At 60.2% G+C, this 12,224-nt stretch carries 23 protein-coding genes; all 23 read right to left on the bottom strand.

Annotated elements, in window-relative coordinates; translation table 11 throughout:
- Positions 1-84: 84 nt before the first annotated feature.
- The 23 genes from rpsK to rplD all read right to left on the bottom strand — a co-directional run bounded on the left by rpsK (position 85) and on the right by rplD (position 12,214).
- Positions 85-474, bottom strand: coding sequence for a 30S ribosomal protein S11 (gene rpsK, locus J2046_RS13855; RefSeq protein ID WP_007766864.1), 390 nt, complete (start codon positions 472-474; stop codon positions 85-87).
- A 114-nt stretch (positions 475-588) separates the two neighbouring features.
- Positions 589-957 carry a 30S ribosomal protein S13 gene (rpsM, locus tag J2046_RS13850; RefSeq protein ID WP_037151149.1) on the bottom strand — a complete coding sequence of 123 codons (369 nt, stop codon included), beginning with the start codon at positions 955-957 and terminating at the stop codon, positions 589-591.
- Positions 958-1,251: 294 nt separating this feature from the next.
- Positions 1,252-1,902: an adenylate kinase gene (locus J2046_RS13845; protein WP_210052636.1), complete on the bottom strand. Its 651-nt coding sequence runs from the start codon at positions 1,900-1,902 to the stop codon at positions 1,252-1,254.
- Positions 1,899-3,239 (bottom strand): preprotein translocase subunit SecY, encoded by a 1,341-nt coding sequence (gene secY / locus J2046_RS13840; RefSeq protein WP_210052634.1) that lies wholly within the window; start codon positions 3,237-3,239, stop codon positions 1,899-1,901. Before secY ends, J2046_RS13845 begins: the two co-directional genes overlap by 4 nt.
- A gap of 238 nt (positions 3,240-3,477) precedes the next feature.
- Positions 3,478-3,957 (bottom strand): 50S ribosomal protein L15, encoded by a 480-nt coding sequence (gene rplO / locus J2046_RS13835; protein ID WP_037151140.1) that lies wholly within the window; start codon positions 3,955-3,957, stop codon positions 3,478-3,480.
- Positions 3,958-3,973: 16 nt separating this feature from the next.
- On the bottom strand, positions 3,974-4,180 hold the full coding sequence (rpmD, locus tag J2046_RS13830; RefSeq protein ID WP_037151137.1) for a 50S ribosomal protein L30: 207 nt from the start codon (positions 4,178-4,180) through the stop codon (positions 3,974-3,976).
- A gap of 12 nt (positions 4,181-4,192) precedes the next feature.
- Complete coding sequence (gene rpsE, locus J2046_RS13825; RefSeq protein WP_210052631.1) at positions 4,193-4,762, bottom strand: 30S ribosomal protein S5; 570 nt, start codon at positions 4,760-4,762, stop codon at positions 4,193-4,195.
- 184 nt (positions 4,763-4,946) lie between these two features.
- Positions 4,947-5,309, bottom strand: coding sequence for a 50S ribosomal protein L18 (gene rplR, locus J2046_RS13820; RefSeq protein ID WP_210052629.1), 363 nt, complete (start codon positions 5,307-5,309; stop codon positions 4,947-4,949).
- A 12-nt stretch (positions 5,310-5,321) separates the two neighbouring features.
- The gene (rplF, locus tag J2046_RS13815; protein ID WP_210052627.1) at positions 5,322-5,855 is read right to left on the bottom strand and encodes a 50S ribosomal protein L6; all 534 of its coding nucleotides are present in this window, start codon (positions 5,853-5,855) and stop codon (positions 5,322-5,324) included.
- Between the two features lie 43 nt (positions 5,856-5,898).
- Positions 5,899-6,297, bottom strand: a complete 399-nt coding sequence (rpsH, locus tag J2046_RS13810; protein ID WP_037151125.1) for a 30S ribosomal protein S8 — start codon at positions 6,295-6,297, stop codon at positions 5,899-5,901.
- Positions 6,298-6,309: 12 nt separating this feature from the next.
- Positions 6,310-6,615: a 30S ribosomal protein S14 gene (gene rpsN, locus J2046_RS13805; RefSeq protein WP_037151122.1), complete on the bottom strand. Its 306-nt coding sequence runs from the start codon at positions 6,613-6,615 to the stop codon at positions 6,310-6,312.
- 33 nt (positions 6,616-6,648) lie between these two features.
- Positions 6,649-7,206 carry a 50S ribosomal protein L5 gene (gene rplE, locus J2046_RS13800; RefSeq protein WP_037151110.1) on the bottom strand — a complete coding sequence of 186 codons (558 nt, stop codon included), beginning with the start codon at positions 7,204-7,206 and terminating at the stop codon, positions 6,649-6,651.
- Complete coding sequence (gene rplX / locus J2046_RS13795; protein ID WP_037151108.1) at positions 7,199-7,507, bottom strand: 50S ribosomal protein L24; 309 nt, start codon at positions 7,505-7,507, stop codon at positions 7,199-7,201. Before rplX ends, rplE begins: the two co-directional genes overlap by 8 nt.
- A 15-nt stretch (positions 7,508-7,522) precedes the next feature.
- Complete coding sequence (gene rplN, locus J2046_RS13790; protein ID WP_007770138.1) at positions 7,523-7,891, bottom strand: 50S ribosomal protein L14; 369 nt, start codon at positions 7,889-7,891, stop codon at positions 7,523-7,525.
- A 233-nt stretch (positions 7,892-8,124) separates the two neighbouring features.
- Positions 8,125-8,361, bottom strand: a complete 237-nt coding sequence (gene rpsQ, locus J2046_RS13785; protein ID WP_003495195.1) for a 30S ribosomal protein S17 — start codon at positions 8,359-8,361, stop codon at positions 8,125-8,127.
- An 11-nt stretch (positions 8,362-8,372) separates the two neighbouring features.
- Complete coding sequence (gene rpmC / locus J2046_RS13780; RefSeq protein WP_037151107.1) at positions 8,373-8,573, bottom strand: 50S ribosomal protein L29; 201 nt, start codon at positions 8,571-8,573, stop codon at positions 8,373-8,375.
- A 12-nt stretch (positions 8,574-8,585) separates the two neighbouring features.
- Positions 8,586-8,999 (bottom strand): 50S ribosomal protein L16, encoded by a 414-nt coding sequence (rplP, locus tag J2046_RS13775; RefSeq protein WP_037151105.1) that lies wholly within the window; start codon positions 8,997-8,999, stop codon positions 8,586-8,588.
- 38 nt (positions 9,000-9,037) lie between these two features.
- Entirely contained in the window at positions 9,038-9,772 is a 735-nt protein-coding gene (gene rpsC / locus J2046_RS13770; protein WP_037151102.1) for a 30S ribosomal protein S3, read from the bottom strand.
- Positions 9,772-10,161, bottom strand: a complete 390-nt coding sequence (gene rplV / locus J2046_RS13765; RefSeq protein WP_037151099.1) for a 50S ribosomal protein L22 — start codon at positions 10,159-10,161, stop codon at positions 9,772-9,774. The genes rpsC and rplV overlap by 1 nt, the downstream gene beginning before the upstream one ends.
- A gap of 2 nt (positions 10,162-10,163) precedes the next feature.
- Positions 10,164-10,442: a 30S ribosomal protein S19 gene (rpsS, locus tag J2046_RS13760; RefSeq protein WP_029620128.1), complete on the bottom strand. Its 279-nt coding sequence runs from the start codon at positions 10,440-10,442 to the stop codon at positions 10,164-10,166.
- Positions 10,443-10,458: 16 nt separating this feature from the next.
- Positions 10,459-11,292: a 50S ribosomal protein L2 gene (gene rplB, locus J2046_RS13755; RefSeq protein WP_037151096.1), complete on the bottom strand. Its 834-nt coding sequence runs from the start codon at positions 11,290-11,292 to the stop codon at positions 10,459-10,461.
- 11 nt (positions 11,293-11,303) lie between these two features.
- Positions 11,304-11,597, bottom strand: a complete 294-nt coding sequence (locus J2046_RS13750) for a 50S ribosomal protein L23 (protein ID WP_037151093.1) — start codon at positions 11,595-11,597, stop codon at positions 11,304-11,306.
- Complete coding sequence (gene rplD, locus J2046_RS13745; protein ID WP_210052625.1) at positions 11,594-12,214, bottom strand: 50S ribosomal protein L4; 621 nt, start codon at positions 12,212-12,214, stop codon at positions 11,594-11,596. The genes J2046_RS13750 and rplD overlap by 4 nt, the downstream gene beginning before the upstream one ends.
- Positions 12,215-12,224: the final 10 nt, after the last annotated feature.

Genomic DNA, 12,224 nt, shown 5'->3' with positions numbered 1-12,224 from the left:
GCCGAACCCCCAAGGGAGGATCAGGCGGCCATGCCCGAGTTCACAACAGAGGCCGCCTTGCGGCAGCCTCCTGAATTCCGACGATCAGACGCGGCGCTTCTTGCGCGGGCGGCAACCATTGTGCGGGATCGGGGTCACGTCGCGGATCGAAGTGATCATGAAGCCGGCAGCCTGGAGAGCGCGCAGAGCCGATTCACGACCGGAACCCGGACCGCAAACCTCGACTTCCAGCGACTTCATGCCATGCTCCTGCGCCTTCTTGGCGCAGTCTTCAGCAGCGATCTGAGCGGCGAACGGGGTCGACTTGCGCGAACCCTTGAAACCCTTCGCACCGGCCGACGACCAGGCAATCGCGTTGCCCTGCGCGTCGGTGATGGTGATCATCGTGTTGTTGAAGGTAGAATTGACGTGGGCAACGCCCGACGTAATGTTCTTGCGCTCGCGACGGCGAACGCGGGTGGCTTCCTTGGCCATATTGTCCCTTTCGTTGATCTCTGCACCGCCGTAATTCCAGCGGCTCCACCTTGGAGTGGGCGATCCCAGCAGCGAGCAGAGCTATCCCTACTCACCGCCATCACCCACCCAAAATTACTTCTTCTTACCGGCGATCGCCTTGGCCGGACCCTTGCGGGTGCGGGCATTGGTATGCGTGCGCTGACCGCGGACCGGCAGGCCGCGACGATGACGCAGACCGCGGTAGCAGCCGAGGTCCATCAGGCGCTTGATGTTCATCGCGGTTTCGCGACGAAGATCACCCTCGACCTGATAGTCACGGTCGATGGTTTCGCGGATCTGAAGGATCTCGGAGTCCGTCAGCTGATGGACGCGCTTGTCAGCCGGGAGACCGACCTTGTCCATGATCTCCTGAGCGAATTTCGAGCCGATCCCGTGAATGTAGGTCAGCGCGATGACAACGCGCTTCGCAGTCGGGATGTTGACGCCAGCGATACGTGCCACGCCTATTCTCCTTGGTTCCAGTTGCCATCCGGCAAGTGGTACTTTCTTCCATGAAAGCGGCTCACCAGCCGCCAGTTCAAACGTCATCCGGAACAGGTCAAAACGACCGGTCCCGGATGTCCTTTCGGGAAATCCGCGCCGATCGCTTAAAGCTGTCGCGAGTTGGCGCGGTCTTTAGCGGAATCGGCGCTGAAATGCAACCGCTCCGCCCAAGATTCTTTAACAGATCGATGACAGTTGGCTTTTACGCATGTCTTTGTCCCAAAACCGGTTCCCGCTTCTGGGAGACATGCGCTAGAGCGCCGCCAGGATTTCTTCGATATCGGCAGTGACCTTGTCCATCTCTGCCATTCCGTCCACCACCTTGAGCTTGCCCTTGGCGTAGTAATAGCCGATCAGCGGCGAGGTTTCCTTGTAGTAGACCTCGAGGCGCTTGGCCATGGTCTCGGCATTGTCGTCCGGACGGCGCTTGAAATGCGTCGATCCGCACTTGTCACAGACGCCTTCCTTGGCCGGCTTCTTGTCCGTGTCGTGATAGACCGTCCCGCACTGGGCACAGGAATAGCGGCCCGAGACACGGCGGATGAGTTCCTGGTCGTCGACACGAAGCTCAACGACGACCGAGAGATCCAACCCCTTGGCCGCCAGCATCTGCTCGGTCGCGTCCGCCTGAACCAGGGTGCGCGGAAAACCGTCAAGGATGAAGCCGTTCGCGGCATCCGGCTGGTCGATACGCTCGGAAACGATCGCGTTGACGATTTCGTCGGAGACGAGGTTGCCGGCATCCATGACGGCCTTGGCGCGCTTGCCTATTTCCGTCTGGGCGGCCACCGCCGCGCGCAACATGTCTCCGGTGGAGAGCTGCGGTATGCCGTGCTTCTCCACGATCCGCTGGGCCTGGGTCCCCTTGCCCGCGCCCGGCGGCCCCAAAAGAATCAATCTCATCGTCCCCTCTTTCCTCCGCGCAATTTCGACTTCTTGATCAGACCCTCATACTGCTGTGCGATGAGGTGTCCCTGAATCTGTGCAACCGTATCGAGGGTTACACTGACAACGATCAAAAGCGAAGTACCACCAAGGGCTAATGGCACGCCTGTACGAGCCACCAGGAATTCCGGCAGGATACAGACGAAAACGAGGTAAATCGCGCCGATGACCGTGATGCGGGTCAGCACATAATCGATGTATTCGGCAGTCCGCTCGCCCGGACGGATGCCCGGGATGAACCCTCCATGCTTCTTCAGATTGTCGGCGGTATCCTTCGGATTGAAGACGATCGCCGTGTAGAAGAAGGCGAAGAACGCGATCAGCAGGCCGTAAAACAGCATGAACAGCGGCTGGCCATGGCCAAGCGACGAGATGATCATGGTCGCCCAGTTCGGAAGCTCGCTCGTGCCGGCAAAGCCTGCGGCCGTCGCCGGCAGAAGCAGGAGCGACGAGGCAAAGATCGCAGGAATGACGCCGGAGGTGTTGAGCTTCAGCGGCAGGTGCGACGTATCGCCCTGGAACATGCGGTTGCCGACCTGACGCTTCGGATACTGGATCAGCAGTCGACGCTGTGCCCGCTCGACGAAGACGATCAGGGTAATGACTGCGATCGCCACCACGATGACGGTCAGGATCAGCGCCGTCGGAAGCGCACCGGTGCGGCCGAGTTCGAGTGTGCCGGCGAGCGCAGTCGGCAGACCGGCGGCAATGCCCGAGAAGATGATCAGCGAAATGCCGTTGCCGATGCCGCGAGACGTGATCTGTTCACCGAGCCACATCAGGAACATGGTGCCGCCGAGCAGCGTCACAACGGTGGACAGCCGGAAGAACCAGCCTGGCTCGGTCACGATCCCCTGCCCGCTTTCAAGACCGGCGGCAATGCCATAGGCCTGCAGCGCGCCGAGGATGACGGTTCCATAGCGGGTGTACTGGTTGATGATCTTGCGGCCCTGCTCGCCTTCCTTCTTCAAGGCTTCCAGCGAAGGCACGACAGAGGTCATGAGCTGCACGATGATCGATGCGGAGATATAGGGCATGATGCCGAGCGCGAAGATCGCCATGCGCTCCACGGCGCCGCCCGAAAACATGTTGAAGAGGCCGAGGATGCCGCCCGCCTGGCCGCGGAAGGCCTGCGCATAGGCTTCGGGGTTGAGGCCCGGAAGCGGAATATGGGTGCCGAGGCGATAAACGAGCAATGCTGCGAGGGTGAACCACAGCCGCTTCTTGAGGTCCTCCGCCTTGGCGAAGGTGGAAAAATTCAGATTGGAGGCAAGTTGTTCCGCTGCAGAAGCCATGCAATTCTCCGCCTGACCAATTCTCCGGCGGCGGGAAGAGTGCCGGACCCGGAAAGCAGTCTCTCAAATTCTGGTTCAAAAAACCGGGCGCGGAGATTGCGGGCGCAATCGGATGCCTCACCCTGTTTTCCGTGTGATCCCGGCCCAGCGACCGGCAGATCGCATCGGGATCGTGAGGCTCACATATGGAGATAAAATCGCCCGGTGTGAAGCTCAAACCGGGCGATTCTCAAACGATTTATTCCGCGGCAGCTTCGACTGCGGCGAGCAGCTTCACAGAACCGCCGGCCTTTTCGATCTTCTCTACGGCAGCCTTGGAAGCGCCGGCGACTTCGATCGAAACCTTTGCCTTCAGTTCACCGTCCGCGAGGATGCGAACGCCATCCTTCGGGCGGCGGATGACGCCGGCAGCCTTGAGCGCTGCGGCATCGATCGTTGCCTTGGGATCGAGCTTCTTGGCATCGATCGCGGTCTGGATACGGCCGAGCGAAACGGTAACGTATTCGGAAGCGAAGATGTTGGTGAAGCCGCGCTTCGGCAGGCGACGATAGATCGGCATCTGGCCGCCTTCGAAGCCCTTGATCGCAACGCCGGAACGGGCCTTCTGACCCTTCACGCCGCGGCCGCCGGTCTTGCCCTTACCGGAGCCGATGCCGCGACCAACGCGGATACGCTCCTTGGAGGCGCCTTCGTTATCCTTGATCTCATTCAGTTTCATGGTCAATTCCTCCGTCTCACTTCTCGTCGACGATGCGGACGAGATGCTGGACAGCCCGGATCATGCCACGAACGGAAGGCGTATCTTCCAGGGTGCGGGTCCGGTGCATCTTGTTGAGGCCGAGCCCGATCAGCGTCTTGCGCTGGACTTCCGGGCGGCGGATAGGCGAACCGATCTGCTCGATCGTGATCGTCTTATTGGCGGCTTCTGCCTTCTTGGCCATAATCCGCTCTCCTTATTCTTCCGAGGTGACACCGGAAGAAGCACGGCGGGCCTGAAGCGTTGCATACTTGATGCCGCGCTGGGCTGCGATGTCCTTCGGGTGAACCTGGTGCTTCAGGGCGTCGAACGTGGCGCGAACCATGTTGTACGGGTTCGACGAGCCGGTCGACTTGGCGACGACGTCATGAACGCCGAGGGTCTCGAAAACGGCGCGCATCGGACCGCCGGCGATGATACCGGTACCAGCCTTGGCCGCACGCAGCAGAACCTTGCCGGCGCCGTGACGACCATTGACGTCATGATGCAGCGTACGGCCGTCACGCAGCGGTACGAAGATCAGATCACGCTTCGCGCTCTCGGTCGCCTTGCGGATGGCTTCCGGCACTTCGCGCGCCTTGCCATGGCCGAAGCCGACGCGGCCCTTCTGGTCGCCGACGACGACGAGAGCTGCAAAACCGAAACGACGGCCGCCCTTGACGACCTTGGCGACGCGGTTGATCGCGACCAGCTTGTCGACGAATTCGCTATCGCGCTCTTCACGGCTCTGGCGATCTTCGCGCGAGCCCCTTCTTTCCTGTGCCATTGTCCTTTTCCTTTTTCTTTTCCGGGTGCAATCGGCAGATTACAATTTACGTCCTCGCAATTCGGGACGGAAAGCCGCCTGGCGCCTTTCCTGGAATTGCCCTGGATCCGGAAGGATATTCCGGAGGTTGCGGCAAACCGCATTTCGCCCGGCCTCCCCATTTCAGGAGCCCGGGCGAAAACTCTTAGAAGCTCAGACCGCCTTCGCGGGCAGCATCGGCAAGCGCCTTGATGCGACCGTGATAAATGAAGGCGCCGCGATCGAACACGACTTCCTTCACGCCGGCTTCGGAGGCGCGCTCGGCCACCAGCTTGCCGACAGCGGCAGCGGCCGCAACGTCAGCGCCGGTCTTCAAAGACGAGCGCAAACCCGCATCGAGCGTGGAAGCGGCAGCAAGCGTGCGGCCGGCCACATCATCGATGACCTGAGCATAGATGTTCTTCGACGAGCGATGAACCGACAGGCGCGGACGGCCGTTGGCGACCGCCTTGAGCTGGCGGCGCACGCGGCTCGCGCGCTTTGCAAGTGCTTCTTTCCTGCTAGCCATATCGCGTGATCCTTACTTCTTCTTGCCTTCCTTGCGGACGATCCGTTCCTCAGCGTACTTGACGCCTTTGCCCTTGTAGGGCTCCGGACCGCGGTACTCGCGGATCTCCGCGGCAACCTGACCGACCTGCTGCTTATTGATGCCCGAGACGACGATTTCCGTCGGCTTCGGCACGGCAATGGTAATGCCCTGCGGCGGCTCGTAGACAACGTCGTGGGAGAAGCCGAGCGCGAGCTGCAGGTTCTTGCCCTGCATCGCGGCGCGGTAACCAACGCCGTTGATTTCGAGCTTGCGCTCGTAGCCGTCCTTAACACCCTTGAAGATGTTCTCGATCATCGTGCGGGACATGCCCCACTTCGAACGAGCATCCTTGCTTTCGTTGACCGGGGTCACCGAAACCGCATTGTCTTCGAGCTTCAGCTTGATCTCGTCGTTCGCGACAAAGAACAGCTCGCCCTTCGGGCCCTTCGCAGTCACCTTCTGGCCATCAACAGAGGCCGTAACACCTGCAGGAACCTGAACGGGCTTCTTACCGATACGAGACATGTTTCAATCCTGTCTGTTCGTTATGGAGTTCCCCTGCCTGGCCTTAGAAGACCGAGCAGAGAACCTCGCCACCAACGTTCTGTTCGCGAGCCTGGTGATCGGCCATCACGCCCTTCGGGGTCGAAAGGATGGTGATGCCGAGGCCGTTCGCGACCTGCGGAATGGACTTTACCGAGACATAAACCCGGCGGCCCGGCTTCGACACGCGGCCGATCTCACGGATCACCGACGCGCCTTCGTAATACTTGAGCTCGATTTCCAGCTCGGACTTGCCGTTGCCGTAATCGATTTCCGAATAACCGCGGATGTAGCCTTCAGCCTGCAGGACGTCCAAAACGCGGGCGCGCAGCTTGGAAGCAGGCGTCGTCACGGTCGACTTGCGGCGGGAAGCGCCGTTGCGGATACGGGTGAGCATATCGCCCAAGGGATCAGTCATGGTCATCTAACGATCTCCTTACCAGCTCGACTTGACGATGCCCGGCACCTTGCCGAGGTTACCCAGCTCACGGAGCGCGATACGCGACATCTTGAGCTTGCGATAGAAAGCGCGCGGGCGACCGGTGACTTCGCAACGGTTGCGGATACGTGTCTTCGAGCCATCGCGCGGCAGTTCGGCCAGCTTCAGGGTGGCCTTGAACCGCTCTTCGATCGGCAGTTCCTGGTTCATGATGGTCGCCTTCAGGACAGCGCGCTTGGCGGCGTGCTGGGCAACGGTCTTGCGGCGGCGCTTGTTCTTTTCAACTGCGCTGGTTTTCGCCATATCGGAGTTCCTTTTTAACGCTCGTCGTTACGGTTACTGACGGAACGGGAAGTTGAACTCTTTCAGAAGAGCCCGCGCTTCGTCGTCGTTGGTCGCCGTCGTGCAAACGATGATGTCCATGCCCCACATCTGATCAACCTTGTCGTAGTTGATCTCCGGGAACACAATGTGTTCCTTGAGGCCCATGGCGAAGTTGCCACGGCCGTCAAAGCTCTTCGGGTTCAGGCCGCGGAAGTCGCGAACGCGCGGCAGCGCGATGTTGATCAGACGGTCCATGAATTCGTACATGCGGGCGCCGCGCAGGGTGACCTTTGCGCCGATCGGCATGTTCTCGCGGACCTTGAAGCCAGCGATCGAATTGCGTGCCTTGGTGATGACCGGCTTCTGGCCGGCGATCGCCGCCAGGTCGGCAGCAGCCACGGTGGGCTTCTTCGAATCAGCGGTCGCCTCGCCCACACCCATGTTGATGACGATCTTGTCCAGCCTGGGGATCATCATGTCGTTCTTGTAAGAGAACTGTTCCTTCATCGCGGCGCGGATGCGGGAAACGTATTCCTTCTTGAGCCGCGGCTCGTACTTTGCCTCAGCCATCGATCACATCTCCCGTACGCTTGGCCACACGCACCTTCTTGCCGTCGACGACCTGGAAACCGACGCGGGTCGGCTTGCCGTCCTTGGCGACGATCGCAATGTTCGACAGGTGAATGGATGCTTCCTTGTTGATGATGCCGGCTTCCTGCGTCTGGGTCTGGCGCTGGTGACGCTTCACCATGTTGACGCCACGCACAACGGCACGATCTTCCTTCGGCAGGACCTGGACAACTTCGCCCGTGCGACCCTTGTCCTTGCCGGTCAATACGACGACGTTGTCGCCCTTCTTAATCTTCTGCATTTGTCCCGCTCCCTCTTACAGAACTTCCGGAGCCAGCGAGATGATCTTCATATGGTTCTTGGCGCGAAGTTCGCGCGGAACCGGTCCGAAGATACGAGTGCCGATCGGCTCTTTCTTGTTGTCGATAAGGACCGCTGCGTTGTTGTCGAAGCGGATGACGCTGCCGTCCGGACGACGGATATCCTTGGCGGTACGCACAACAACCGCCTTCATCACATCACCCTTCTTGACGCGGCCGCGCGGGATCGCTTCCTTGATCGAAACGACGATGATGTCGCCGATCGAAGCGTACTTGCGCTTGGAGCCGCCCAGCACCTTGATGCACATGACACGACGTGCGCCGGAATTATCCGCCACGTCGAGGTTTGTTTGCATCTGAATCATGTCAGGTCGCCTTTTTCTAATGACCGAACCAAAGGGCGCAAAGACGCCCTGTTTCGGCTTATGGACAGAATTTCGATGTGCGCGGGATGGGTCTTGCCAAGGTGGTTTCCCTGAAAGGGACCTTCCCTGCGCTCAAAGCAAAAGAACGCCCGTTGCCGAGCGTCCTGCGCCAATGCGCTGCTTCATACAGATATTTCAGCCAGACGCAAGGGCCTGGCTGCATTCTCTGCAAATTAAGCCTGGGCGGAAACGACCGTCCAGCGCTTGTCCTTGGAGATCGGCGCGCATTCCTCGATGGAAACCACGTCGCCAACCTTGTACTGGTTGTTCTCGTCATGCGCCTTGTACTTCTTGGAACGGCGGACCGTCTTCTGAAGCAACGGATGCGCGAATCGGCGCTCTACCCGGACAACAACGGTCTTCTCGTTCTTGTCGGAAACGACTACGCCCTGCAGAATGCGTTTCGGCATATTGTTCTTCCTTAAGCCTTGGCTTCTGCCGCCTTCTGGCGGGCAATGGTTTTCACGCGGGCGATATCCTTGCGGACTTCGTTGATGCGCGAGGACTTCTCGAGCTGGCCGGTCGCCTTCTGGAAGCGCAGATTGAACTGCTCCTTCTTGAGGTCCGCAAGCTTGTCCTTGAGCTGGTCGGCCGTGAGGCCGCGTACGTCTTCGGCTTTCATCGTGCCTTCTCCTTACTCTGCGATGCGCTGTACGAAGCGCGTCTTGACCGAGAGCTTGGCGGCACCGAGGCGAAGCGCTTCACGCGCCGTGTCTTCCGGAACACCATCGATCTCGAACATGATACGGCCGGGCTTGACCTTGCAGGCCCAGTATTCGACCGAACCCTTGCCCTTACCCATACGCACTTCGGTCGGCTTGGCGGTGACCGGAACATCCGGGAACACGCGGATCCAGACGCGGCCGGCGCGCTTCATGTGGCGGGTGATCGCGCGGCGGGCCGCTTCGATCTCGCGGGCGTTGACGCGGTTGGGCTCCTGCGACTTCAGGCCGAATTCGCCGAAGGCCAGATCGAAGCCGCCCTTGGCCACACCCTTGATGCGCCCCTTGAACTGCTTGCGGTACTTGGTACGCTTTGGCTGCAACATTTTCTTACTTCTCCGAGCTTATCTTTCGCCAGCGCTTATCAAGCGTTTTCGCGTTCGCGGCGACGATCGCCACGATCGCGGTCACGGCTTGCCGGACCCTGCGCATCGCCTTCCAGCGCGCGACGTTCGGAAGCCATCGGGTCGTGCTCAAGGATTTCACCCTTGAAGATCCAGACCTTGATGCCGCAAATACCGAATGCGGTTTCGGCCTCTGCCGTACCGTAATCGATGTCGGCGCGCAGCGTGTGCAGCGGGACGCGACCTTCGCGATACCATTCGGTACGGGCGATTTCCGCACCACCGAGACGGCCGGCGCAGGTGATTTTGATGCCTTCGGCGCCGAGACGCATGGCCGATTGAACAGCACGCTTCATCGCACGGCGGAAAGCCACACGGCGCTCGAGCTGCTGGGCGATCGACTGAGCGACCAGCGTCGAGTCGATTTCCGGCTTGCGCACTTCGACAATGTTGAGGTGCGTTTCCGAGTTGGTCATCGTGGAAAGCTTCTTGCGGAGCTTCTCGATGTCTGCACCCTTCTTGCCGATGATCAGGCCCGGACGAGCCGAGTGGATCGTGACGCGGCACTTCTTGTGCGGACGCTCGATGACAACCTTTGCGATGCCGGCCTGCTTCAGCTCCTGCATCAGGTAGGCGCGGATCTTCAGGTCCTCGTGGAGCAGCTGGCCGTATTCGGCGTTATCGGCGAACCAGCGGCTGTCCCAGGTACGGTTGATGCCGAGGCGGAAACCGATCGGATTGATTTTCTGGCCCATTATGCGGCCTCCCCTTTTTCCTCGACTTCGCGAACGACGATCGTCAGGTGCGCAAACGGCTTTTCGATCCGCGAGGCGCGACCGCGGCCACGGGCGTGGAAGCGCTTCATCACGATCGACTTGCCGACATAGGCTTCGGAGACGATCAGCGAGTCGACGTCGAGGTCATGGTTGTTTTCGGCATTGGCGATCGCAGACTCGAGCGTCTTCTTCACCGTGCCGGCAATACGCTTGCGCGAGAACTCAAGCTCGGCGAGCGCGCGATCGACCTTCTTGCCGCGAATCATGGCGGCAACGAGGTTCAGCTTCTGGGGGCTGACACGGAGCGTGCGCGCAACTGCCTGCGCCTCGTTATCCTTCAGCCGGCGTTCGGTCTTAGCCTTCGCCATGATTACTTCCTCTTCGCCTTCTTGTCCGCGCCGTGACCATAATAGGTCCGGGTGGGAGCGAATTCACCGAACTTGTGCCCGACCATGTCTTCGTTGACGCTGACCGGGATGTGCTTCGAGCCATTGTAGACGCCAAAGGTCAAACCAACGAACTGCGGCAGGATGGTGGAGCGACGGCTCCACATCTTGATCACTTCACTGCGTCCGCCTTCACGTACCTTCTCAGCCTTCTTGAGAAGATAGCCGTCAACAAACGGACCTTTCCAAACTGAACGAGCCATTGAACGACTTCCTCTCTTACTTCTTCACGTGGCGCGAGCGCATGATGAACTTGTCTGTCGACTTGTTCGAACGGGTGCGCTTGCCCTTCGTCGGCTTGCCCCACGGGGTCACCGGGTGGCGACCACCCGAGGTACGGCCTTCACCACCGCCGTGCGGGTGGTCGACCGGGTTCATGACGACGCCGCGGTTATGCGGACGCTTGCCCCGCCAGACGGTACGACCGGCCTTGCCGTCATTGATGTTGCCATGATCGGGGTTCGATACAGCACCGATCGATGCAAGGCAAGAGCCGTGCACCAGGCGCTGCTCGCCCGAGTTGAGGCGCAGGATCGCCATGCCCTGGTCACGGCCGACGAGCTGAACATAGGTGCCTGCAGAGCGGGCGATCTGGCCACCCTTGCCCGGCTTCATTTCGACGTTGTGAACGATGGAGCCGACCGGGATGTACTGCAGGGGCATGGTATTGCCCGGCTTGACATCGACAGCCTTGTTGGAAGCGATCACCTTGTCGCCGGCAGCCAGACGCTGCGGAGCGAGAATGTAGGCCTGCTCGCCGTCGGTGTAGGTCACGAGCGCGATGAACGCCGTACGGTTCGGATCGTATTCCAGACGCTCGACCGTGCCTTCGACGTCGAACTTACGACGCTTGAAGTCGATCAGGCGATAGGTACGCTTGTGACCGCCGCCGATAAAGCGAGCGGTGATGCGACCGTTGTTGTTGCGGCCACCGCTCTTGGAAAGACCTTCCGTCAGCGTCTTGACCGGCTTGCCCTTCCAGAGGCCCGAGCGGTCGACGATGACCAGCTGGCGCTGGCTCGGGGTCGTCGGATTGTAGCTTTTCAATGCCATTGTCTTATACCTCAGAGACCGGTGGAGACGTCGATCGTCTGACCTTCGGCCAGGGTGACGACAGCCTTCTTGACGTCCTTCTGCTTGCCGATGAAGCCGCGGAACCGTTTCACCTTGCCCTTGCGGACAAGCGTGTTGACAGCCGTGACCTTCACGCCGAACAGCGCCTCGACGGCAGCCTTGATCTCTGGCTTGGAAGCAGTCTTGGCAACGTTGAAGACGACCTGGTTCTGTTCGGATGCCAGCGTCGACTTTTCGGTGATCGCAGGAGAAACGATCACATCATAGTGGCGAAGATCGGTCACTTGAAACGCTCCTCTAGAGCTTCCACAGCAGCCTTGGAAAGCACGAGCTTGCCGCGGCGCAGGATGTCGTAAACATTGATGCCCTGAACCGGCAGAACATCGACATTCGGGATGTTCTGGGCAGCGAGCTTGAAGTTGCTGTCGAGTTCGGCACCGCCGATGAACAGCGCATTGGTCAGGCCGAGCGTCTCGAAGGAGCCGGCAAGAGCCTTGGTCTTGGCTTCAGCGGCGACCAGGTTGTCGACGATGATCAGATCTTCAGCCTTCATCTTGGCAGAGAGAGCGTGACGCAGAGCCAGCGCACGGACCTTCTTCGGAAGATCATGCTCGTGGCTGCGGACGACCGGACCGTGGGCCTTGCCGCCGCCGCGGAACTGCGGAGCGCGAGCGGAATGGTGACGAGCGCGGCCCGTACCCTTCTGCTTGTACATCTTCGAACCGGTGCGGGCGATTTCCGAACGGCCCTTCGACTTGTGGGTGCCCTGCTGCTTCTTGGCGAGCTGCCAACGAATCATGCGGGCCAGAATGTCTTCGCGGGGATCGAGGCCGAAAATCTCATCCGACAGGGAGACCTTGCCGGCGTCTTTTCCCTCGAGGGTCTTGACGTTATATTCCATTGTAGCTGGC

The sequence above is a fragment of the Neorhizobium petrolearium genome (genome assembly GCF_017873175.1).
In the GTDB taxonomy this organism is placed as follows: Bacteria; Pseudomonadota; Alphaproteobacteria; order Rhizobiales; family Rhizobiaceae; genus Neorhizobium; species Neorhizobium petrolearium.
The sequence above is the reverse complement of the archived record's forward strand: the minus strand, read 5'-3'. Positions and strand labels throughout refer to the sequence as shown.